This window comes from Cupriavidus sp. GW821-FHT07C08 (assembly GCF_059419025.1).
Window position 1 is genome coordinate 54,267 of the sequence record NZ_JBWKQZ010000023.1, and the last position, 23,444, is coordinate 77,710.

Here is a 23,444-nt window from a genome sequence, read left to right on the forward strand (position 1 = left end):
TGTGCGGTGGGCTGGCTGTTGGCCGTTGGGGTCGCCCATCATGGTTTGGCAGCGCCATTCACGCCTGGCCCTTCGTCCGTTTCGGTGACGCAACGAGGGGTGACATGCAATGGGCGCACTCCAGTCTTGAACGTGGCACTTGCGATTAACGCTGAGGACGTGGGCCGACCAGGCCTGATCTATGTCGGTACACATGACCCTCAACAGACGCAAGCTGCATTTCTCGGCCAGTATGGCTGGGAGCCCTTTACAGGCGTCGCCTTTCCTCCTGCTGTTATTCGGAGGGATGGCCTTGTTTCGCAGACTTTGCAGATCCCCCTCTCCAATGTTCCTGGTTGGCTGAACTGGAGCCTGTACGTCGGCTATGGAGCGTTGTCCGTCGCCTCGGAGAATATGGTTCGCCAAGCCGTGCTTTCCGTTGCCAAGGCAAAGGCAGAATGGCCGGACCGCACAATCCCTCCAGTGAATGAGGACCATTTCAAGAGGTCCTTGATTCAGGAGGATATGAGGAAGCTGAGCAAGTACAGCTTTGTGCGGTACATCACACCTGACTTATCTACGATTTGCGAACCGGTTGGAGGAAACTAATAATGAAGCTGAAGTCTGTGGTCCGTATTCTCGCGATGTTGCTGGTTAGCACCCTTGCGCTCCAGGCACGAGCCGGCGCGGTAATCGGCGCTACCGAGCCCACGCAGATCCTCAACAATATCCAGCTGCTGATGACCTATTCAGAGAATGCACGGCAGACTGTGACAGCGATGAATCAGTATCAAACCATGCTGACGAACCTCAAGCAGATGACGCCGAGCAGCTTGCTCGACCAGGCGGCGCAACAGCTGTTTCAGGATCAGGATATGCAAAAAGCATTTAGAGATCTGCGCCAGGTTTATGTGAACGGCCAGCAAGCCGCGTACAGCCTTGCTCAGATGAATCAGCAGTTCAAAGGCAATCATCCCGGCTACGGGGCCTCTGTGAATTTTGCAAATGCATATAAAAACTGGTCGGATACGAACCTGAGCGCGGCGAAGAATGCAATCAAGCTTGTGACGACGCACCAAGAAGCCTTCGGGAGTGAGGAGAGTATGATTAACGAACTCGCTTACAAGTCCCGAACGGCGGAAGGCCAGATGCAAGCAGTGCAGGCCGGCTCTGCGATCAGCCTGCAGCTTGTCGGTCAGCTCCAAAAGCTCCGGCAACTTCAGATGGCGCAGGTTCAGAGCCAGAACGAGTTTGCCGCGGCACAACAGAGCGAGAAAGACGTACAACAGTATGGCCTTGAGCGGGCATTCGGCGGGGTTGCGTCGAAGTCGGTAAGGGGCCAGTAACCAACAAAGGTAAGAAATGCAATCGAAGCTCTTCATCGCAGTGTTGTTCGCCGCAGTTGTATGCGCGGCTTGTGGTCAACAGACGGTCGATAAGCCGGTTCCGGTATCGGCAAACGACTCTGCATCGCAGAAGTCGTCGGGTGACACCGGTGTCGACAAGGCCTTCGGCGGCATTTCGAGCAATTCTGTCAAACGTAAATCGGACTAGTGGCGCCTAGCGCCGGCACATCCCAATGCAACCTTCTATTCGCTCGTCTGCCCTCTGGCTGCTACGGTATCTGGACTCGCTGCAAGTCTCCCTCATCCGAGGGGTGCTGGAGCAACCGAACTTTCGAAAGCAATTGCGTTGGGGCGTGCTTTGCATCTTCCTCCTGTACGCCGCCGTCTCATTGAAAGCGTCGGCGGACACCTCCCTTCTGCAACTTGATTCGATCGATGCCAAGTTCAGAGGCTTCCAGAATAGCTGGTATTCCGTAGTCAAGGGCTTCGCTCAAGGCTTATTCTGGAAGCTCGTGCTGATCGATTTCGGGTGGACGGCAGTAATATATGTATTGGAGAAAAACGACTTTGCTGAGGTTCTTTCGTCCCTAGTTCGGAAGATATTTACGGTCGGATTCTTCTTTGCTCTGTTGAAGATGTCCGACAGCTGGATTCCAGCCATCATTCAATCGTTCATTACGATCGGAAAGGCGGCAGCGGGGGTGGGCGATCTGACGCCTGACGGCATCGTGAACAAGGGGCTGGACCTTGCGATGGGCGCATTTCAGACGCTCAAGGGACTCGGCGTCACTGAGAAGATCGTGGTCGTGTTCCCCGTCACTTTCATGGCTCTGCTCATCTTCCTGGCATTCCTGTGGGTTGCCGCACAGTTGCTCGTCACGCTCGTGGAAAGCTACATAGCCATCGGATTGGGCGTGATCTTGCTTGGATTCGGCGGATCGCGCTGGACGACTGACTTTGCGACGAAGTATCTCCAGTTTGCGGTTGGAACGGGCATCAAGCTGATGCTGCTATATGCGATTGTTGGCGGTGGCCAGACGCTGTTTTCCGGGCAGTTGATCGATCCGAACGAACTCATCAAGAGTTGCATGGTGATCCTTGGTGTCTCCTTCGTCTACACATACCTGGCAATCAATATTCCGCAGCTTTCGGCGGCAATGATGTCGGGCAGTCCAAACCTCACCGCCGGTGGGCTGGCTGGTGCTGCAGCGACCGTTGCGGGCGCGGCGGTTGGCGCCGGTGCGGCGGCTGCGGCGACGGGCGCGGCTGCGGCGGGTGGAGTCGGCCAGGGTGCTGCTGGAGCCTCCGGTTTGCATCAAGCCTTGAATGCTGGTTTGGCTTCTGCCGGCGATCACGGGAAGTCAGGTATTGGTGCGCTGGGTCACGCGATTGGCGAGGTTGCGAGTCATGGGGCTGGCCTCGCGGGCGGGGCTGCCAGCGGCACCGCTCAGTCAGCGCGTTCGGCTTTCGCAGACAAGGTGGGTCAGTCAGCGGGCGGCAAGATTGCGTCGAGCATCGAGGCGAGCCGCGGCGGGTCCGTGGCCGGTGTGCCCGCTCCGGCGCCAGCGTCCCCCGCAGCAGGCGCGACTGCCGGGGCGCAGACCGCACCGGCGGGAGATACATCGTCGGCTACCTCTGATGTTGGCTCGACTCCCGCGGCAAGTGAAGGAAGCTCAGGAGCGTCGTCCGACGGTGGCGTCGCAGCGGCGGGCACCTCGAACAGCGAGGCAGTCTCGGCAAGTGCAGGGGGCGCGGCAACGCCGGTTGCAGCTGGTTCAACGCCCTCAAGCCCGAGCGCAACTAGCGCTGGCGTCGGGACAACGGGAACGCCGCAAGCCGCCTCGGCCGCGCCGGCAGCGGCTCCGGTCGCTTCGGCCCCGTCGACTCCAACGGCGGCTCAGGCACCGACAGCACCGCAGCCTAAGGCGCCGCAGCCGCAGTCAGCTGCGGCGAGCCCGAGCCCAGCTGTTGCCGGAAGTTCCATTGACGGAGCAGGCGCTTTGGACGCAGGCGCTAACAGCGCTACCGGAGACGCTTCTACCGCGTCCCTCAGCGGGGATCGTCAATTGCCTACTGCTTCCTCCGGACAAGGCAAGGGAGAGAAGCCAAGCAGCCTGGCTGAAAGGGTGCGAGGGCTCGAAGGTTACATCCCGCAAGACGGCGCGGCGAACGCGGCAATCAACATCGATATCAGCCACACCCGTGACTGATTTAAAAATGTAAGGAACGACATCTATGTTCTGGCGTAACAAGAACAGGTCCACTCAGACGGAGGCGGCTGCGGCAAAAGTCTCTCCAATGGACGTTGTGGAGGTGCCGGCGGCTCCTGAAAAGACGAAGGCTGCGAAGGGGAAGAACGCGGAGAACCCATACATTGCACATGGTCGCGATCAGGATGATCGCTACATGAATCTGGCCAAGGCGAAGCACAACTGGCAGGTGGCCTTTTGCATGCAGTCAGCGCTCCTCGCTATCTCGATTGGGTTTAACGGTTACGCGCTTCTGAAGCCGAAGTTTCAACCGTTTGTGGTCTTGCAGGACCAGATCGGGCATGTCGTGGCTGTCGGGCCGGTTGACCAGTCCCATCCAATTGACTCGCGTCGGATCATTCGGGGCCAGACGATTGAGTGGGTCGAGAACGCTCGCGCGATTATTGGCGACCTCAAGGCGGCGAAGAAGAACATCGAATGGGTGTATGCCCGCGTCGCAGCCAACTCAGGCGCCAAAACGAAGCTGGATGAGTTCTATAGGCAGCGCGAGCCCTACAAGACGGCCGCAACGTCAACCGCAACTGCCGTGGTCACTCTGGCTCTGCCGAGTGGAGGCAATACCTGGGATGTTGAGTGGACGGAAGAGTGGCGCAATCTCCAGGGGGAAAAGCTTCGGACAGAGCGGTGGAAGGTCAAGCTGACGTTCAGCCTTTCCGTACAGGATACGGAAGAGGGCATCCGTCGCAATCCGGCGGGGTATTTCGTAACGGACTTCAGCTGGTCCAAGCAGAGCGGCATTTAAGGAATAGTCGACGTGAAAAAGCATACGCTGATGGCCCTTGTGATGGCCGCTGTACCCCTCGTCTCGACTGCAGCAAGCGGCAAAAAATTTCTGACGTTGGAAGACGCCGCAGTGTCGCAGGCGAAGAAATGGCAACAAACGGGAGTCGCCAAGCCGATCATGTCCGACGACGGGAAGATTCTCTATCCCTTTGGGCAGTACCTGCCGACGATTACATGCGCGCCTTTGCGGGCCTGTGACATTGAGCTTGAGCCTGGCGAACTGATTACTGGAAAGCCTATGCTCGGGGACTCGGCCAGGTGGATCGTTTCCAAGGCACAGTCTGGTCCGGCAGAGAAACAAGTGACCCATGTGATGGTGAAGCCGACGGAAACGGCGCTCGAGACCAACATGATCATTACTACCAATCGCCGGACCTATCACGTCCGACTCTACTCGAGCGCGAATGAACGCGACTACATGAACCGCGCCGGGTTCTACTACCCGCAGGAGATGGTGGAGGACTGGAACGATGCAGAGAAAGAGGGAGCGCGACGGGCGAAGGAAGAGGATTCGCGCGTCGTTGCAGAGCTCCCCAATGCATCGGTCGATAAGCTCGATTTTGGATATGCGATTGAAGGGGACAAAACGTCCTTTACCCCGACTCGCGTATTCAATGACGGCGTGCGGACATACGTTCAGATGCCGCAACTTATGAGTTCGGCCGAGGCGCCGGTTCTGCTGCTGCTAGATCGCGAGAACAAGCCGCAGATCGTGAACTACCGAGTCAAGGACGCCTACTACATCGTGGATAAGCTTTTTGATCGAGCAATGCTCGTGGTGGGCGTCGACTCCAACCAGAGCAAGGTGTCGATTACTTGGGACAAGGCGCCGCGTCGTGGCCTGTTCTGGTAGGGGGAAGCATGGCATCTACAGCAAACGATCCGTTCGCATCTCCCGATAGCGTGCAACTGAAAGGCAAGGTTACTGGTGTCACCAGGCTTTCGCGCAAAGCGAAGGCGCTCATGACCATGGTTGTGATCGCAGGCTTTGTCGGGGTGCTCTTCGCTATTCTGACCGCCGGGGAAGCAGAGAACACAACGACAACGGCAAATGACCCCAATGAGGCGGATCGAGCCAAGGCAAAGGGCGTCATGATGGTCGAAGCGGGGGCCGTCACCAAGGACGTGCCCGACGGGCAAGCCTCGGCCATGGCTGACAAGCTTGGCGTCGATGCATCACTGCAAGGCGGCATTGATATCGGTGCATTGAATGGTGGACAGGCGGCATCAGAGGCGGCAGCAGCGGCGCCCGCTTCAAAGCAGCCAGCGAGCGCAGTGGCGACGGAAACTGCTCCGACCGTCCCGGCAGTGAATGCCGCGGCGGCGCCCTCAGCCGCGCCAGCGGAAACGCCGGCGCAACAGGCGGCACGGAGACTTCGTGACGAACGCGAAGACAAGGCGCGTCGCGCGCGCGACGCGCCGATGGAAGGAAGCGGAACAAGCGAGATGGGCGCGGGCGGGGCTGCGGCATCCAATCCGCAGCTTGCTAGCATGATGGCGCAGGCTCAGGCCGCCTTGGATGCACTTGGCAAGGGGGGCAGCGCCGGCGGCGCGGGGGCCGGCTTGGGCTTGGCGGCCCAGCAACAGGAGCAGGATGATATCAACAGGCAGGTCCGCAAAGAAGCATTCTTGCGGGATGCCGGTGCCTCGTCAAAGAGCACATATCTGCAAGAGGTGAAACAGAAGCCGCTAGGGAAGTATGAGGTGAAGGCGGGATGGAACATCCCGATGGTGTTGGAGTGTGGCATCAACTCGGATCTGCCTGGGCAGACTTGCGCTCGTGTCAGCGAGAACGTTTATGACACGGTGACGGGCCGCTATTTGCTGATTCCGCAGGGGACGAAGGCGATTGGCATGTACGACAGCCGAATCTCTTTCGGTCAGTCTCGCCTTCTTGTGGTGTGGAATCGACTGATTTTTCCAGATGGCTCGAGCTTTGTCCTGCAGGGCATGCCTGGTACAGACGGTGCAGGAAATGCCGGATTCGACGGCGAGGTCAACAATCACTATTTCAGGTTGTTTGCTGGGGCCGCCATGATGAGCTTGATCTCCGCCGGCGCGCAGTTGTCGCAACCGCAGCAGTCGCAGACTGGAAGCAATGCACCGTCTGCGCAACAGACTATCGCTGCGGCAATGGGGCAGCAGTTGGCGCAAGTAAGCGGAGCGCTCATTAGCCGCAACATGCAGATTCAGCCGACCATCACACAGGCTCCTGGATATCGGTTCAACATCACTCTGACCAAAGACATGCTTTTTACTGCACAATTTGGTCGGTGATCCCAAGGCACTGTTACCAACTCGGCCCCATACGCGTTCAGGCGCGATGGGGCCGATTTCTTTTCGGGCAGAGCAAGGCCGCACACAGGGACGATCTGCATCGTGCGGAGCCGAGCATGAGAACCATCGGCATTTTTCGTGCCATTCTTTTAGTATCAGCTACAATCTCGAATAGAAAAGTGATAACAAATGAAACGGGAGGAGCCGTACGGGTACAACATGACATCTCAAAAGAACGCGCGATCGAGAGCTGCGCCGGTAAAGAGCGCGGCGAAGACCAGCCATGCCAGAACCGTATCTGCTTCAAAGGGGCCGGAGGCCAAACGAAGTTCGGTAGCGGCTGCTCCTGCGGAAGCCGCCCATGTAGTTCGGCCGAAGAGGTTGGGCCGTCCCCGGACCAGGTTTGAGGAACCGAAGGTAGTGCCCACGCGGTGTCCGGCAAACATGTACACCTACATGAAGATGATCGCCCCGCTCGAATGGCGGTCACTAACCGGCATGTTCCAAGACATGATGACCAGGTTCTTGGACACGCAACCATGGAAGCATGGGCTGCTCTGGCGCAAGCCACGGACTGCATTGACGTTCCAGGAGGGCGTGCCTGGCCGAACGGGGTGGGAGCAGGTGAACATCCAGTTGCCCCCGGATTTGGCGGAGCGCGTTGAGATCGCCGCCGTAACCGCAGGCATCTCGAAGGCGGCGTTCTGCTATACGGCGATGTTCTGGTGGATTCAGTACATTTATCCGCCAAAAGCTGTCCGTAAGCTCACCCAGTGAAGTTTTTTCCAACGTCAGAAAAGAGGGCGGTGCGTCGAGCACCGCTCCCCCCTCAGAAGTAGGGTGCTATAAAAATATCAAGAAATGTTTTGCATGCGTGGCCAAGCTATCATAATATCCCAATATCGTAGGAGCGCTAAGTGACCGAAGAGAAAAAGCCCACGCTTGTTCGACTACCAGTAGAGTTTCGCCGGGAACTGCTGGACGAGAGTGCGGCCCTGACCCGGGAAAGGGGGCAAACCGTGTCCATCCCACAACTCGTGGTCGAACTGGCCCGCGAGGCGTGGGAGGCACGAAGAACCCGCAAAAAAGGACAAGACCATGCCTAAATTTGTCACCGTCATCAACAATAAAGGTGGCGTCGGGAAAACGACCGTCGCGTGCCACCTCGCTTTCGCCTCGGGAGAAGCTGGCAAGAAGACCCTTTTGTGCGACTTCGACACGCAGGGGAACGCGGGGCAGTTTTTGACCAAGGACCTGAGAATCAATACGCGTCGTGGCGGGTCGGAGCAGCTTTTCGATGGAGCGGAGATACAATACACCCCCGCTTGGGTGGACAACGTTCAACTGTTGCACGGGCATGGGTATCTGCAAGAGTTGGATTCGCGCGGTGATGACCTCAGCGAATTGGCAATCCAGAAACGCGGCGAGATCCGCAAGCTGCCGTTTGACTATGTGATTTTCGACACGCCGCCCGCTCTCGGCCCGCGGCAGACCGCGCCGTTGTTTTGGTCGGACCTGGCCGTCGTGATTGTTGAGCCCCACATCACTTCATTGACTGGGATGGCAGATGTCTTTAAGAACATCGCGGATGCGCGGAAGCGCAATCCGAGTCTGCAGGTGCAGGTGGTAGTCAATCGGTACACCAAGGCGTCGTCGTCGCAAAAGAAGGTACGTGCGGAACTTGAGCAAAAATTCGGCAAGATGATCGTAGGCGAGTTCACGATGCGTGTCGCGGTTTCCGATGCACTGGCCAACTATCTGCCGGTGTGGCGGTTTGCGAAGGACAAGAAATTGAACGCCGCTTGGAAGGACTTTTCTGGGCGAGTGTTGGGACTTTAAGGATAGGAAAACATGGGTACTCTAGACTTCCTCAGCAACCTGGAGGCTCCAGCGGCAACCGCTATCTCCATCCCGCTCGATGACATCGAGCCGGACCTGAAGCAGCCGCGCACGCGCTACCGCGAGGTCGATGGGTCTGTATCCGACCAAGGCGTACAGCACATCAAGGACCTGGCCGCGAGCATTGCTGACGTAGGCCTACAGCAACCCATCACTGTGCGGGAAGGGGAGAACGGTGGGTACATCATCATCATGGGTGAGTGCCGCTGGCGCGCGTTCCGTCATAACCGCGACGAGGGAGTTTCCGGCCACGAGGCGATTCCGGCGTTTGTCCGGAACGACATGTCCTTGGAGAAGATCCGGCTCGTGCAGCTGGCTGAAAACCTCAACCGTGACGACCTTACTGACTTGGAGGTGGCACGCTTTGTCCAGCAGACGCTCGACGAAAATCCCAAGCTGAAGAAGTCCGAGATGGGCGCGATCATGCGCAAGGACAGTCAGTACATTTCCCGTATCTTGGCCCTCCTGAAGCCTGAGTGGGCGCATGTCGTCGATTCAGGGATGATCACGTATGCGTCACTCCTGGAGCAGTACCGTTCGCTGCCTGCCCCGGCGCGCGAGGAAGTCGTTGCGAAGGTGAAAGCAGAAGGCCGGAAGAACATCACGTCGACCGATCTCAAGGGCGCAAGGGACAAACACAAGGCTGGCGTGAGCATTGACGCTAGCTTGGCAAAGTCCGTCGATGTGCTGTTGGCGGAAAATACGCCCCAGGGCGAGCACTACACGCCGCCGCCGATGACATTCAAGGATCGTGGGATCACGGAAGCAGTGGTTCCCCATACGGTCGAGGCGGTGAACGCCGACCTTGCGACGAAGCGAACGGTCAAGCTGACTGCGCGGCAGCTCAAAGCACTGATCGACAAGAACGCCATCACCGGGAAAGAGAAGGGGCTGCTGATCGAGATTGTATTGCCGGTCGAGGACATGAAGCGCATTCACAAGAAGATCGGCGGCAAGGTTCCAGAGAGCGACACTCTGTTGCCGACAGCTTTCATGGATCAACTCAATTCGATCTGAGCAACGGGGGCCAATGGTCCCCGTTTTCTGATGTAGTAAAGTGAATATGTTATTGCATACTCGGAGGTATCAGTTTTGCGAGTACGATGGGGCTTCGATGCGGCAGCGCCGCACGAGCAAAAGCCGGTAGAGTGGGAGAGCGGGAGGCTTACCAATCCACACATGATCATGATGGGCGACACTGGTAGTGGAAAGACCCATCAGCTGCGCCATGCCTGTATGAGCATTGCTGCTACGAGTGTGCCTGACGCGCGAGTCCACATCTTCGATCGCCACGGCGACATTGAGGTGCCGGGCGCCTCAACTGTGCTATTCAGCCAATCCTCCGATTACGGCATCAACCCCTTGGAACTGAACCCCGATCGCCACTACGGAGGGGTTAGAAAGCGGGTGCAGTCCTTCATTGCCGCCATCAACCGAACCAGCCATCGCCTCGGACATCGGCAGGAAGCTGTACTACGGAATCTCCTGCTTGATCTCTATCGGTCGATGGGGTTCTCGTTGGACGATCCGCGCACTTGGCATGCATCGAACGCAGCTGAGATCTACACCGCACCAGGCAAAGAGGACCGGCTGTATCTCGAAGTTCCCTACGAGGAGCGGGAGCGCGCGAAGAAATGCGGACTCAGATTCGATGCTGAAGAGAGGGCCTGGTGGTGCCTATCGAGCGAGCACCAAGGCGAGGCGCGCCGCTGGCCAGTGAAGCTCACGGGTCTACGGTATCCGACGCTCCTAGACGCGATCCGCTTCTCGACTGGCCGGTTGCGTGCGATGTTTCTCGGTTCTAGCCAGCAAGCCGTTCGTGCACTTGAGGCCGTTCAGCGAGCGGCGAAGACACTGACCATCAAGCAACGCAACGCCGCCCGTCTGGGGGAATCCTTTCAGGACGGCGAGCAGATCAGCACTGAATTGCAGGAGGCTCGCGCCAAAGCTATCGCAACATATACGGCTGCGGTGAATGCCATCGTGACGGGCCGCGAACTGGACGATCTGTTGAAGTATGACTCAATCGAAACGGTGAAGTCCGTGCTCGATCGGCTCGAGAACTTCTATGCAATGGGTGTGTTTCGCAGTGTGCCGCCGCCGCATGATCCCGCGGCGAAGGTCCATCGCTACGTGCTCACCGCCCTTCACGATGATGCCCAGAAGCTCCTGGTCGATACGAAGGCAGAAGGCATCTTCGCCGACGCGATGCAACAAGGGGAGCAGTCGGAAGTGAAGCACGTACTTGTGGTGGATGAGGCTGCAGCGTTCATAAGTACAGATAGCGATCACATCTTGAACCGAATCGCTAAGGAGGGCCGGAAATTTGGCGTCATGTTGCTCTTGGCCTCTCAAGGTCCGGGGCATTTTACCGATGATCTGATGTCCGCTGCGGGGACAAAGGTCATGTTGGGTTTCGACCGGAACCAGTGGCGCGATGCAAATCGCATGCTTGGCATGTCGACCAAGGCACTCGAGTGGATTGTTCCGCGTCGCCGCTGCGTCGTGACTATGAAGGTCGCGGGCGAGGTCCAAAGCGGCACGCATTGGGTCAATTTCAGAGCCGGCTAAGGGGATCGACGCACGCCGTGCCCCCCAAACACCAAGCAAACGGCCGGACTCCCTCTCCAACGGGATTTTCTGACGTTGGAATTGTGACGGGAAGTTAAGAGTTATTAAGGGCCAAAAGTCTTTACAAACTCTTAATTCTGCGTATCATGTCTGTGCGGGACGTGATCTCAAATACACGGGTAAGGAAACCAAAAAAAATGAAGAACGCAAAGCAAAGCCTCGTGCAACTCAATCCTGAGTCCGAGCACTTTATCCCCGACGCTGCGGACGTTGTCTCCCCGGCGGTGCTCGCGCAAGTGTTTGGTGGTGGTCCGTTGCCATTTCCGACGAACGCCGATGGCTCGGTCGCCACCTCGGTGTATATGGAGCACCTGGAAGCAACGTGGGCTCTCGCAATGGAGGAAGTGGATCAGCCTTGCGGTTCCGAGCAGTTTGGGTTCTATCTTGCGGAGAGGCCGCGTGAGGATGCTGTAGACTTCGTGGCGTTTCCATAGGCCCCCCAAGCGAGAATGAACGAGCAGGAGTTCGATAGCCTTGTCAAAACCACGCGACTGACCGAAAAGAGTCGCGAGGCGGCCCGGCTCGTATATGTCGATGGAAAGTCGCAGGCCGAGGCTGCGGCTGCAGTCGGTCTCTCGAATGTCCGCGTTTCCCAAATCATGGCCACTGTGAAGAAGGCTGAGGCGGAGCGTCAGCACGCCGCGCCTTCAACGAGTGCGATCGATCTGGTGCGCGCGAGCTACGCGGTGGCCGTGAAGGCGGCACGCGATCTTTATGGCGACGATACCGCGATCCAGACCCCCGGTGAGAATGGCAAGTTCGTCGGGATGGTGGACACTCGGACGGAATTTCACTTGGTCCAGCATCTGGGGCGCAACACAGTCGCAATCCACGATCTGGCTATCTTGGACAGAGTGCCGGCGATCGGCAAGTCCGTGTCTATTCAGTACTCGAACGGGCGAGCGGCAGTCACTGAGCGGGCTTCCTGCCGAGAGCGTGACCCAAACACTAGGTAGTCGCTCTACAGGCGGAGCTGGTCGCCCTGTATAGCGAATGTTAAGAACGCGGCCGGCAATGACTTAGTTGTAGTATACATATTGTATTGGAGCACATGTCATGAACCAACAATCCGAGAACGAACGGCCGCGCAGCAAGCGCTTTGACGCGGAAGAGCCCCTGCGATCGCCAAGGGAAAGGAGAAGCAGCACAGCCTTATCGGGACCGCTGACGGCGTGAGCGTGACGCTAGAGAAGGCGCTTTGCAGCGTGACGTCGGACTTCAATCGTGGCATTGCCTCACTGCTTCGGGGCATCGATGGCGCCAAGTTCGACAAAGAGGCAGGCGCTTGGCAGACACCGATCGAGCAGTATGACGCGTTGAGCGCGGCACTGCCGGCTGTTCGTATTGAGGCCGCGACGGATACTTTGGCGAAGACCGAAGTGGCAGAGCGCGCAGCGTCCATCGTGGCATCGATGGTGGAAGGAACGCCTTCAATCCGAGATTTTCACCCTAATGGGGTCACCCACTTCGGTGAGATCGTTAGCGTCAATGGCCGGTACGCTGCGCAGCTGACCGGCGTAGACAAGGGCCTGGCCCGCGTCGTGTTGCATCGTCTGAATGATCTCCGTGACTCCGTGTTCAATGGCGATCGTGTCGGCATCACCTACGGCAAGGGTCGCGCGATGGTGCAGCACGTGAAGAGCGCTGAACAACAGTTCGATGAAGCGATTGGGCAGTCGCACGAGGGTGTTAAGGTCGTTCCGATCGCGGGCAGCTACCAGGTGTCATTCGAGTTCAATCCGGCGCTAAGCGAGCGCATCCAGCGCGTGGACGGATCGACGTTCGATCGCGATACGAAGTCATGGAGCGTGCCAGCTGACAAAAAGGAATTCCTTGCCCGCGCTGTACGGGATATGCGAGCGGAGTACGCAGCAGACAAGGCGGACCGGCAGGACGCTGAGCAGCTGGCTCGTGACAAGGTGGACAACGCGAACGTGCGTCCCGCTTACACGGCGGATGGTCAGTCCTATGCAGGGCGCATCGTTGGGCGGTCCGGCCGCTACCTCGTACAGCACACCGGGCGCGAGTACATGGTGCTCCACCGAGCAGCCGCACTCGACGGCACGCCGGCGATCGGCGCTGACGTCAAAGTCACGTATGACAAGGGGCGTGCCCGCGTGATCGAGCGCCGCCGCGAACAGGCAAAGCCACTCGAAAGATAGTCGTAGTTAAGCCGGCCAAGCAGCATGCTTGGTCAATCCATGTACTCGGAAAAAAGGAATATTTATGTCGGCAAGAAGTGATTTCTTTGACGCCCTCGCGGAGGGCGATTTCGCGGTGGCCACGGACTTGATGCAAAAACATGGCTTCGGGCCTAAGACCAAGGATTGGACGCGCTTCCGGAGGTCACCGCTCGCATACGCCACGAAGGCTGACAATCGCGAGTTCGCCGCCGACCTGATCGCTAGGGGCGCAGACGTGAACGAAATGGTAGCGGGGGAAACGCCCCTCGTGATGATGGCTAGCAGCGCCGAGACCGCTGAGTTGTTAGTGAAGGCCGGTGCCAATATCGAGGCGAAGCTCAAGCGCGATGCAACCAATGTCAACGTGGTCAAGGGAGCCACCGCGCTCATCAAAGCTGCGCACGACAACAACGAAGCGCTGGTGACAAAGCTGATCGAACTCGGCGCGGACGTCAAAGCCACCGACCGCCTGGGGCGCACGGCGCTGCACTATGCAGCCCACCATGACGGAAAAATTGCCGATCGCCTGATCGCCGCCGGCGCCGACTTCATGGCAAAGGACCGCTTTGGCCGCCCGGCCCTGTTCAAGGCACCGACGCAAGCAAACAGTCAAGAAGCCGCGCAGTCGGTGGAAAACTCCATTTCCCCAATTCAGGGCCTCCGCGAGACAAGTGCGGCGATCAACGCTGCTCTGGCCTCGAATCAGCAGGCGGCCGACATTGCCGCGCGACGCGACATCCTTGAGACGAACCATGGCCTCACTGCGGTTCCGAAGGACGCGCTCAGCAAGTTCGAAGCCGCCGACTTGGCGCTGCAGGACGCTACCGCATTCCGTACCATTCAATCTCACTCTGAGAAGCTCGAAGCGGCCTATACCATTGAGAACAACATGGAGCAGCAGGCGAACTATCGTGCGGCACTGATTGAGCAGGCGCCCGATGTTGCCAAGGACCTTGGCCACGTGTTTGCACAAGAACAGCGAATGGTGGCGGAAAAGGACGCCAGAAAATCGCTTGAGGCGCAGAGCATGCTGCAAGATCACCTCCAAAAATATGAGCACGCGCTCGGAAAGCGAATCACCATTCCTCATGGCGAGTTCCATTTCCTCGAAGGCGGGGATGCCTTGGGCGATGACGCGCGATATGGCGTGGTGCCGAGAACCATCGACAAGCCCGTTATTCGGTTCAAGAGCGAGGACGAACTTGGGAAGTACCTTGCCGAGCAGAACATCGATGAGGCTGACCGCCGCGCCATCGATGCGTTCTACTCGCTGAGCCGACTGCAAGATCGCGCACGGCACCTCGAGGTGCAGATTGCGCCCGAGAATTCGATCATTGCAATCGAACGGTCGGTGCCGCAGGAAGCCATCAACCTGGAGGAATACATCTCGCGCCTCGAAACCGGCAAGGACAACGGGTTGGATCTTGACGCTGGCACTGAGGGCGGTCCGAGCACGTTGCTCCGCGGCCGATTCATTCGCGACGAGGCTGGACAGTATCGCCGCATTGGTGAGGAGCGTATCGCGCTGGTGGACGAGGGCGACAAGATCCGGTTTGTTGATAAACAGTTCGATACGTTTCAAGCGGCGACCGAGCTTGCCAGTGCAAAGCAATGGCAGGGAATTCAGGTGACGGGAACCGACAAGTTCCGCGCCGAGGCCTGGTTCGCCGCGCGTCTTGCTGGTCTCGAGGTCGTGGGGTACGAGCCGAAAGAAAAGGATCTGGAGCGGCTGGAGCAGGCGGTGCGAAAAGGGCTTGCGCACAGCCATTCGGAGCCATCCCCCGAGGTTGCGGCGTCACGTACGAAGGCGGAAGAATTCGCTCTGTCCGCAGGCAAGGGACTGCAGGGCGTATCCGCCGATGGCAGTTATAAAGGCAGGATCGTGCACGAGACTGACCATCATGTCGTCCAGGACGTTGGCCGCAACGTCGCGGTCGTCCATGCGAAGGCCGGGCTGGAAGCCGAACGCCTGCAACAAGCACGAGCGGGAGACAAATCCATTCGTGTCCAGTACAGCAAGGGCCGGGCGAGTATCGCGCCCGAGCGCGAGCAAAGTCGTGAGGCGGCGCTGTCACGTTAATTGGGACTGATGTCCCAGCATCCGCGTGGTCGCGGGGGACACCGCCGGCACCATTGAAGTGTCGTCGGTCGGGACCACTCTTAACCGGCAGCGGGAAGCAACTGCGTTCCGCTGCCGGTATCTTCATTTCACGTCACCCGAGGTATGCAAATGACCTTGAACGAAGAGATCACCCCGCCTAATGCGTGGGAGGGTGGAGTCGATGTTGCTGAGTCGGGCTTTGAAGAGCACGAACTTAGCGATTCTTCTGAGCCCATTGTGGTTGAGTAATTTGCCATGGGATATGACCATCGCCAGGCGCTCGCGAGCCGCTTCGCGAAGGACTTGGAATCCGGGAGGCTGCCGTGGGCCTCGGCTGGGTCAGTAGGCCTCCCGATCAATCCCGTCACTGGGAAGACCTATCGGGGCGGCAATGCGCTCGCGTTGCTAGCCCGCGGCCTCTCCGACCCGCGCTGGTGCACGTTCGAGCAAGCCAAGAAGAATGGGTGGAACGTCAGGCGCGGTGAAGTTTCCACTGTTGTGGAGTTCTGGAAGTACGCTCAAGTCGAAGAGCGGCGCAATGCCGACGGCAGTACTGAGAACATTCGCGTGCCGCTGGCAGAGCCTGCTGTCAAGTTTGCGAATGTGTTCAACGCTTCCCAGTTCGTGGTCGTACCAGAACTGGCGAAGGTGCTCCAGGACGAAGCCATCGCGAAAGCAGAGGCACTAATCTCCGCCGCCGGCATCTCCGTCTTCCACCAAGCTGGTCGGCCGCCGATATACGACGGGTCGAAGGATGCGTTATACCTTCCCCCGCTATCGTCGTATGAGGATGACTCGGGCTACTACGCAGAGGTGCTGCGGCTTGTTGCGGTGGCAGCGGACCATCCGTCGCGCCTCCCCCTGCAGCCGGTAGGCGGTGAGGCCGCCCGATCGCTAACGCACGAGATAGCCGGCGCGTTCCTGTCAGGAAGGCTCGGCATCCGCGCGGGGCTAGATCATGCTGCTCCGGGCAAGCCGCTTGATGCCTGGCCAGGGTTACTTCGAGCAGACCCAAACGCGCTCTACCGCTGCGCGCGTGAGGCTGAACGCCTCGTGGAATTTGTGGTTGCTCGCGAGAAGACTCATTCCCTAACCGCGCGTAATAGGGGACAAGGGCAGGATTCAGCCCGCGTATTTCCAACGTCAGAAAAGGAGGGCGGCGTGTCGGCAACCAAGGGCAGCTATCGCCTGCCGCTATATGTTCCCTTTCAAGAGATTGACCAAGCAAAGAAGGCGGGTGCACGTTGGGACAAGGAGCGCGAGACCTGGTACGCGCCACCCGGAGTCGATACGAAGCTTGTTGCAAAGTGGCTCGAGCGGCCGAAGGAGCTAAGCGAACGCGAGATCGTCGACCAATTCGCGGATGCTTGCCGCGAAGCCGGCCTTGTGTTGGATGGGCCGCCGATCATGGATGGCAAGTGGCATCGGACTGGTGTCGACACGGCCAAGAATGCGAAGGCCAAGCAGGGTGTCTACATTGGACATCTCGACGGCGATCGGCCAAATGGCTATATCGAGAACAAGCTGACCGGCTTTGCTACGCCATGGTCGGTTCAGGGAGTTGTCCTCTCAGCTGAACAGCGTGAGCGGTATGATCGCCTGGCGCGCGAAAGTAGCGAAAGGCGGGCGCAGGAGATGCGCGCGGCCCAAGATAGAGCGGCCGAAGCGTCAAGGAAGACGTGGGACCGACTTCAACCAGCTGCTTCTCACGCCTATCTCACTCGCAAACAGGTGCTTCCTTTTGACGTTCGTCTGGATCGCGATGCCCTTGTGATTCCCATGAGGGATGTTGATGGCAAGATCTGGTCGCTTCAACGTATCTTTGCGGATTCGTCTCGCGGGAAGATGTACGTCGAGAATGGTCGAAAGACCGGTTGCTTCCATGTAATTGGGGATCTCACAGCATCGCGCACGGTGCTTTTTGCGGAAGGCTACGCGACTGGCGCCAGCCTCCATATGGCCACATCGCTACCGGTAGTTCTGGTTTTTGATAGTGGCAACCTTGCAAATATGGTTGAAGCCCTCAAGCCGACATTGGCAGACCAGCAAGTCATCATCTGTGGCGACGACGACGTTCTGACGCCGGCGCGCGTTCTAAGCAGGCTGAACGGCATGCTGTCCGCCGAAAAGACGTTCGCGAGGCTCCAGCTACGTCAGATCGATCCGGATGAGCTGTTGTTCGACGGTAGAGCCAGGCCGGCTAAGCACAATCCACTTTGCGCCGTCTCCCTTCGCGAGGAGGCCGGGCCTGAAGGCGTGCCTCGCATCGTTGGACAGATCACAAACACGGAGACCAATCAGGTGCTGCGTGTCATGATGAACAATGTGGGGCGCGAGAAAGCACTCGCCGCAGCCGCGATGCACCCGAATGGAAAGGCAATCTTCCCCACATTTGCCTCCATGGAAGGGGCGCAGCCAACGGACTACAACGACTTGCATGTCCGCGAAGGCATTGAAGCAGTCAAGGCCCAATTGGGGCGCGAGGTAGAGCTGAACGCGTCGCAATCTGTAGAACAGCCTACGCCCGGCGCCGTTCAACCGTACAAGATCTTCACAGCGAAGGCCGACGGCCGATACATCGGGAAGCTGGTTGCCATTACTGAGGACCACATCACGCAGGAGATCGGCCGCGGCATTGCCGTGACGCACCTTCGCGCGACGGTGGCCGGCGTTGCACCGATAGGGGTCGCCGTAGAGGTTGCGTATGCGCAAGGTCGTGGCGAGCTCAAGCCGAGGGAATTCACGCGGCGCTTGGAAATGGAGGTCCAGCGATAGTAAGATATCGTGATATATAAAAAGCATGAAGGAACACAGCATGATTCAGACGGGAAAACGCAACCAGTCCACGCGGCTGAGCTTATTGGTGTTCCTGGTATTCGGCCTGTGTCTGGTCGCCACGTGCTGGGCCGCAACTCAGTACCTCGCATTGATGCTGCGATATCAGCCAGGACTGGGGGATTCACTGATGACGCTGCGGTCGGGTATCCGGATCTACCAGCCGTTCTCCGGTTTGGCATGGAGCCTGTCTTGGCTGAACGCTAGTGGAAAGCTAGCGGAGTTTGTGAGGCATGCATGGTTCATCCACATGGGCGGCATGCTTCTCAGCGTCATTCTAGGGTTCTACCTGTGGTATCGACGCAGCTTGCACACGCAGACCCCCGAGGACCTTCACGGCTCCGCCCGTTTTGCTCGGGCAGAGGACGTGCGGACAATGCGCCTCGTGTCGTACGAGATGAAGAAGGGCTCGTGGCCTGCCTACAAGCGGATCACCTACCACGCATCCGGTGTTTATCTAGGTGCCTTCGATATGCCTGACGGAAGGAAAGTGCTCCGGTATGACGAGCCGGCGCACATTCTGGCATTTATGCCGTCTCGGAGCGGGAAAGGGCGAGGCTTGGTGGTTCCAACGCTGTTGTCGTACCCGCACAGCACAGCGACCAACGATATCAAGGGCGAAAATTATGAACTGACGAGCGGCTTCCGGCACTCGGCTGGATCGTTGGTTATCAAGTTCGATCCGACCGCGATAGACGGGCGCAGCATCGATGGCATTACACCGTCGCGAAACACGTGCACATGGAATGTTTGTGAAGAGGTTCGCGACTATCCCTACGACGTGCAAGATGCGCAGAACATCGCGGCAATCGTGGCGGACACCAAGGATGAAGGGATTGGCAACGATCACTGGATCAGCACATCGTGGGGCTTGATAGCGGGGCTGATCCTGCATTGCAAGTATGCAGAGAAGGACAAGTCCCTGACAGGAGCCTTCCACTATTTGACTGATCCGACCTTTGAGGACAGCGAGCAGATGCTCATGGGGCTCTTGAACGCTGAGCACGATCCAACAGGTCGGTTCGGCTGGACAGACTCGTCGGGTCGCCCGACCAAGGTACATCCAATCGTTGCTGCGGTTGCTCGCGCAAATTTGAACCGTGAGGCAAAAGAGCGGGCGAGTGTGCTCTCCACCGCGGAGACAAAGCTGTCTTTGTACCAAGATCCAATCATTGCGAAGAACACCCGGCGGTCAAACTTCCGCATTGCCGATCTCATGAATCATGACAAGGCGGTGAGCTTCTACCTGGTGGTACCGCCGTCGGACAAGCGTCGACTCCAGCCTCTGTTGCGGATGTTCTTCACGTATCTGCTTAGCCAGCTGACGCGGAAGATGGAGTTTGCAGACGGCGAGACGCTTCGCTCGTACCGTCACCGCCTGCTTTTGGTGATTGACGAACTCGCCGCCCTGGGAAAGATGACCCAGCTGCAGGACGGGCTTGGCTATCTGGCGGGTTACGGCATTACCGCATTCCTCTTCCTGCAGGACAAGATCCAGCTTGAGGACATCTATGGTGACAAGCAGACCATCTTCGCAGGCTGCCAGGTGCGCCTAGCTTGCGCGCCCAATACCTTGGAAACCGCGAAGGATATCTCTGCTATGACGGGCGTTACGACGGTGAAACGGCAGACCGTGAACTACTCCGGCCGACGTCTGGCAGCAACCCTGGATCAGATGAGCATTTCCGAGGAGCTTGTCGAGCGCCCCCTGATGACTGACGAGGAGATTATGCGGCTGCCGCGCGATGAACTGCTCGTGTTCAATGCTGGCCATCACCCGATTCGGGCGAAGAAGCTCATGTACGACAAGATGCCGGTCTTCAAGCATCGCGCGGAAATGGAAAGCCCCTCGAAGGTCGAGTTTGTGGCGATTGTCGACGGGGTGGTGCGCTCGCACTGGTTCATGATTCAGTGCGATGTTGCTGACGACGGAGCGATCAAGCTTTGTATCAACACGTATGACACATTTCCGCCAGTATCCATTGTCGTGAAACAGGAGAACTTTGAAACGGACGAAGTGGTGACGTTGGACTACACGCTCACCAACGAGGAAGGCGAGGAGTTCGTGCAGGAACTGTCGGTGGATGATCTTCGACTGCTCGCGATGCCAACGGCAAACGCACGCATTGACCCTCGCGAGTATTTTGAAGTGCATTTTGTGCTTCGCGATGCCTCGGCCATTCCCGGAGGGCGCATTTCTGGCTTCGGTCGCCGTCTTTCGGACTACGAGAGGGAGGCGCGGAAGCGCGTTAAGGCCCACTACTACCAACTGGAGGAGGACACCGGAAAGGCAGCGGACATCCGGCTTGAGCGTGCCGAGGCCGGCTTCCGCTACAACGGAACGGTGATCCTTGCGACGTCGCACTACGTCGCCCTCGAGCGGCGTGCGGACGCTGGTGCGGTGTCGCTTCACAGGATCGCTCGGTTGTCTCGCGCACCGAATGTGGGTGAGCAGGTTGCTATTCGTTATGTGGGTAACAAGGGGACTGTAGCCTAATGGGATGCTCTTCCATGATATCGGTGAACACAATTCCCGATGTTCCGAATGTCCTAATGTGTCGGGCGGCAGCACAGCACCTGTATCGGCTTCTTGCTCGCTACAACTGGTGTCTGCGTGACGCCCGGTATTTCGAAGAGCGGTGGCGCTTGTTCTGGCCTACCTTGCGGTGGTGTGAACGCGCGATGGTCCGGCTTTGCCTGGCCGCCCAAGGTGGCCTTCGTGTGGGCCAGCGGCTGCGGCTTGACCGGCTAGGTATGGACGTAGAGGAGGGAACGGCACACCAGCCGGTCAGAATGTCCCCTGACGTCGAAGCCGAATTCGTCAATGTGCTCGGGCTCTACTATCAGCGGCTCACCACACGAGCCGAAATTGTCGCGATGTGGTCAGAGCAGTGGCCGCAAACAATGTCAGCCCTGCATGCGGCGGGGGCAGGTTCGGGGTGGTTCTCGGAGCCGGAGGATTTCGTGCCCTGGCGCTTGTTTCATCGCGCGCGGCAGGAACTCTCTGCAAAGGGATGGTCTGCGATGGAAGCGCAGCACGCCGCGGCGGATCTCGCTTCTGCCCTTCATGCGCATCTGCACGCAAAGGAGCAATCGCTATGCGGATAGTGGTGCACGCCTTTCGGATGCTGGTTGGTTTCGCACTGTGTTGTGGCGTAGCGCAGGCTAATGACCTCCACGCACTTATGGCGAAATGCATTCCCGAGGTCCATCCAACAACTATGGGTGCCATAGTCCGAGCAGAATCTACGGGCTACATGTACATCCTCTCGGACGACGGTCCTGGGCATTTGCCATGGAGCCAGCGCAAGTCAATGCTGCGGAGCTTCAATCCATCATCCCTCGAGGAGGCCACGAACATTGCACGTGGCCTGATTCAGCAGGGGCATTGGGTTGGCCTTGGCCTGACGCAGCTTGCCAGCAGGCACTTACCTAAGCTTGGGTTATCGATCGAGCAGGCGCTTGACCCCTGTACGAACCTGAGAGAAGGTGGGCGGGTGCTGGTGAACTTCTACATCGATGCGTTGAAGAGGTATCCGAATCCGCAGGATGCGCTTTACGCGGCCATTAGCGCCTACAACACCGGCAACTTCGGTGCAGGATTCTCGAATGGCTATGTGCAGAAGGTTGTCAATGCGGCCGGCTACACGGTACCAGCGCTACAGGCGGGCAAGCCTCAGCGGACGAAGGCGCTTGCAAATGCAACGGGCCGTCCCCAAGGCGTGCGTGTGGCCAGCCCGCGGACATCGCTTGATGCTCGCTTCGCCAAGCTGGAAGCGGAGAACTTCTGAGACAGTGTTGTAAGAAACCAACGCGATCGCGCGTTGCGCAGAGCAGCTGGCCTCCCCGACGAGGTGGAGCACGACTAGCTTGGCGAATCACTAGGAAAAGACCATGCTCGACAACATCAATCGAATCATCGAAGCCACGGGATTCGCGCTAGCGGTCTTTCGGGAGCGACACGGACGCGGCTACAGCGCTGTTCTCACTTGGACGCTTCACGACGCTGTGTGGATCGAGGGCGCGCTAACAGGGCCAGCCATTCCAGCAGTCACGCTGCAGTCGTTCCTGGGTCGTGATTCCGGCAAGGATTTTCCGATTGGGAGCGGCGATACTCTGGTGGATGCAGTGCGCGAGCTTGACACGGTGCTCGCCCGCGTGACTGGTGAGGAACGGATCGACGTGTGGCGAAACTCAGTGATCGACGCAATCGAATCGTACCGCGATGCCGAACGTAAGCATTCGAGCCCGTATTACCTCGAAATTGCCCACGAAGCCGGCGAACTTGTGATCGTGCAATAGCCATCGGAAAAGCACGTAGGGGGCATATGACAGTAGCACTCAAATGGCGTTGGCGGCCGACTTCTTTGCCGTTAGCCTTGGCTAGGCCGAACGACGGTGATGGCCGGAAAATGGACGGCGGATGCTGCTCCAAGAACGTCCGCTTGCCGACGCTCACCAGACTCTCGCATGTCTAACCCTGCCTGGAGCTTCTCACGCTCGTCCGACCGTATGGCAGCACCACCGCCAGTACTGCAGCCAGCGCGGCACTCGCCGCGAGACAGTAGAGCGCCAGCGTGAAATCGCTCGAACGGCTGCGGGCAATACCCACCAGCCACGGCGCGAAGAATCCCGCGAAGCCACTGATCGCGTTGATGAGCGCAATGCCGCTGGCCGCGCCTGCCCCGGAAAGAAACGTTGGCGGAATGGTCCAGAACACGCTCAGGGATCCGACGATGCCGGCGGCTGCCAGGCAGATGCACGCAAAGGACAATAGCGGCACATGCGATGTGAAGCCGCTTGCCAGCAACCCTGGTGCCCCCACGAAGAGGGCTCCTGCCAAGTGCCAGCGTCGCTCCATGTGCTTGTCGGAATGGCGTGCATTCGCGAGCATGGCCACCGCGCCGACGACGAACGGAATCGCGCTCACGAAGCCGATCTCGACGATCGTCAGATGGCTCATCTGCCGAACGACCTGCGGCAGCCACGTCGACACGCCAAAGAAGCCGATGCCGATGCAGAAGTAGAGAAAGCCCATCGCCCAGACGCCCAGTGACCGAGCGTGAACCAACCGTCCGGTGCTGGCTCGGCGTCGGCGGGAATTGCACGGCAGTCCAGCTAATTCCGGATTTCCAGTCCA

At 58.6% G+C, this 23,444-nt stretch carries 22 protein-coding genes; 21 read left to right on the plus strand and 1 reads right to left on the minus strand.

Annotation, left to right across the window (positions count from 1 at the left end; translation table 11 throughout):
* The first annotated feature begins 126 nt into the window (after positions 1-126).
* The 21 genes from AC07UK_RS25630 to AC07UK_RS25730 all read left to right on the plus strand — a co-directional run bounded on the left by AC07UK_RS25630 (position 127) and on the right by AC07UK_RS25730 (position 22,606).
* Positions 127-588 (plus strand): hypothetical protein, encoded by a 462-nt coding sequence (locus AC07UK_RS25630; protein WP_494686672.1) that lies wholly within the window; start codon positions 127-129, stop codon positions 586-588.
* A gap of 2 nt (positions 589-590) precedes the next feature.
* On the plus strand, positions 591-1,325 hold the full coding sequence (locus AC07UK_RS25635; RefSeq protein ID WP_494686671.1) for a TrbJ/VirB5 family protein: 735 nt from the start codon (positions 591-593) through the stop codon (positions 1,323-1,325).
* A 16-nt stretch (positions 1,326-1,341) separates the two neighbouring features.
* A complete protein-coding gene (locus tag AC07UK_RS25640) occupies positions 1,342-1,533 on the plus strand; it encodes a hypothetical protein (protein ID WP_494686670.1) in 192 nt (63 codons plus the stop codon).
* A 25-nt stretch (positions 1,534-1,558) separates the two neighbouring features.
* Positions 1,559-3,535, plus strand: coding sequence for a P-type conjugative transfer protein TrbL (trbL, locus tag AC07UK_RS25645; RefSeq protein ID WP_494686669.1), 1,977 nt, complete (start codon positions 1,559-1,561; stop codon positions 3,533-3,535).
* A gap of 25 nt (positions 3,536-3,560) precedes the next feature.
* Positions 3,561-4,337, plus strand: coding sequence for a VirB8/TrbF family protein (locus tag AC07UK_RS25650; protein WP_494686668.1), 777 nt, complete (start codon positions 3,561-3,563; stop codon positions 4,335-4,337).
* A gap of 12 nt (positions 4,338-4,349) precedes the next feature.
* A complete protein-coding gene (gene trbG / locus AC07UK_RS25655; protein WP_494686667.1) occupies positions 4,350-5,231 on the plus strand; it encodes a P-type conjugative transfer protein TrbG in 882 nt (293 codons plus the stop codon).
* An 8-nt stretch (positions 5,232-5,239) separates the two neighbouring features.
* Entirely contained in the window at positions 5,240-6,655 is a 1,416-nt protein-coding gene (locus AC07UK_RS25660; RefSeq protein WP_494686666.1) for a TraB/TrbI/VirB10 family type IV secretion system protein, read from the plus strand.
* Positions 6,656-7,111: 456 nt separating this feature from the next.
* The gene (locus AC07UK_RS25665; protein WP_494686665.1) at positions 7,112-7,432 is read left to right on the plus strand and encodes a hypothetical protein; all 321 of its coding nucleotides are present in this window, start codon (positions 7,112-7,114) and stop codon (positions 7,430-7,432) included.
* Positions 7,433-7,572: 140 nt separating this feature from the next.
* Positions 7,573-7,761, plus strand: coding sequence for a hypothetical protein (locus AC07UK_RS25670; protein ID WP_479947266.1), 189 nt, complete (start codon positions 7,573-7,575; stop codon positions 7,759-7,761).
* Complete coding sequence (locus AC07UK_RS25675; protein WP_479947264.1) at positions 7,754-8,494, plus strand: ParA family protein; 741 nt, start codon at positions 7,754-7,756, stop codon at positions 8,492-8,494. Before AC07UK_RS25670 ends, AC07UK_RS25675 begins: the two co-directional genes overlap by 8 nt.
* Before the next feature lie 12 nt (positions 8,495-8,506).
* Complete coding sequence (locus tag AC07UK_RS25680) at positions 8,507-9,571, plus strand: ParB/RepB/Spo0J family partition protein (protein ID WP_494686664.1); 1,065 nt, start codon at positions 8,507-8,509, stop codon at positions 9,569-9,571.
* 162 nt (positions 9,572-9,733) lie between these two features.
* A complete protein-coding gene (locus AC07UK_RS25685; RefSeq protein ID WP_494686663.1) occupies positions 9,734-11,125 on the plus strand; it encodes a DUF5710 domain-containing protein in 1,392 nt (463 codons plus the stop codon).
* A gap of 197 nt (positions 11,126-11,322) precedes the next feature.
* Positions 11,323-11,619, plus strand: coding sequence for a hypothetical protein (locus AC07UK_RS25690; RefSeq protein ID WP_494686662.1), 297 nt, complete (start codon positions 11,323-11,325; stop codon positions 11,617-11,619).
* Positions 11,620-11,634: 15 nt separating this feature from the next.
* Entirely contained in the window at positions 11,635-12,141 is a 507-nt protein-coding gene (locus AC07UK_RS25695) for a KfrB domain-containing protein (protein WP_494686661.1), read from the plus strand.
* 216 nt (positions 12,142-12,357) lie between these two features.
* Complete coding sequence (locus AC07UK_RS25700; RefSeq protein ID WP_494686660.1) at positions 12,358-13,347, plus strand: KfrB domain-containing protein; 990 nt, start codon at positions 12,358-12,360, stop codon at positions 13,345-13,347.
* A 64-nt stretch (positions 13,348-13,411) separates the two neighbouring features.
* Positions 13,412-15,448, plus strand: a complete 2,037-nt coding sequence (locus AC07UK_RS25705; protein WP_494686659.1) for an ankyrin repeat domain-containing protein — start codon at positions 13,412-13,414, stop codon at positions 15,446-15,448.
* A gap of 276 nt (positions 15,449-15,724) precedes the next feature.
* Complete coding sequence (locus tag AC07UK_RS25710; RefSeq protein ID WP_494686658.1) at positions 15,725-18,244, plus strand: ArdC-like ssDNA-binding domain-containing protein; 2,520 nt, start codon at positions 15,725-15,727, stop codon at positions 18,242-18,244.
* A 40-nt stretch (positions 18,245-18,284) separates the two neighbouring features.
* Positions 18,285-20,801 (plus strand): type IV secretory system conjugative DNA transfer family protein, encoded by a 2,517-nt coding sequence (locus tag AC07UK_RS25715; RefSeq protein ID WP_494686657.1) that lies wholly within the window; start codon positions 18,285-18,287, stop codon positions 20,799-20,801.
* A gap of 296 nt (positions 20,802-21,097) precedes the next feature.
* Positions 21,098-21,412 carry a hypothetical protein gene (locus AC07UK_RS25720; protein WP_494686711.1) on the plus strand — a complete coding sequence of 105 codons (315 nt, stop codon included), beginning with the start codon at positions 21,098-21,100 and terminating at the stop codon, positions 21,410-21,412.
* Between the two features lie 77 nt (positions 21,413-21,489).
* The gene (locus AC07UK_RS25725; RefSeq protein WP_494693898.1) at positions 21,490-22,095 is read left to right on the plus strand and encodes a lytic transglycosylase domain-containing protein; all 606 of its coding nucleotides are present in this window, start codon (positions 21,490-21,492) and stop codon (positions 22,093-22,095) included.
* 103 nt (positions 22,096-22,198) lie between these two features.
* A complete protein-coding gene (locus tag AC07UK_RS25730) occupies positions 22,199-22,606 on the plus strand; it encodes a hypothetical protein (protein ID WP_494686656.1) in 408 nt (135 codons plus the stop codon).
* Between the two features lie 172 nt (positions 22,607-22,778).
* On the opposite strand, the gene AC07UK_RS25735 is transcribed toward AC07UK_RS25730, so the two are convergent.
* The gene (locus AC07UK_RS25735) at positions 22,779-23,375 is read right to left on the minus strand and encodes an MFS transporter (protein ID WP_494686655.1); all 597 of its coding nucleotides are present in this window, start codon (positions 23,373-23,375) and stop codon (positions 22,779-22,781) included.
* Between the last annotated feature and the right edge of the window lie 69 nt (positions 23,376-23,444).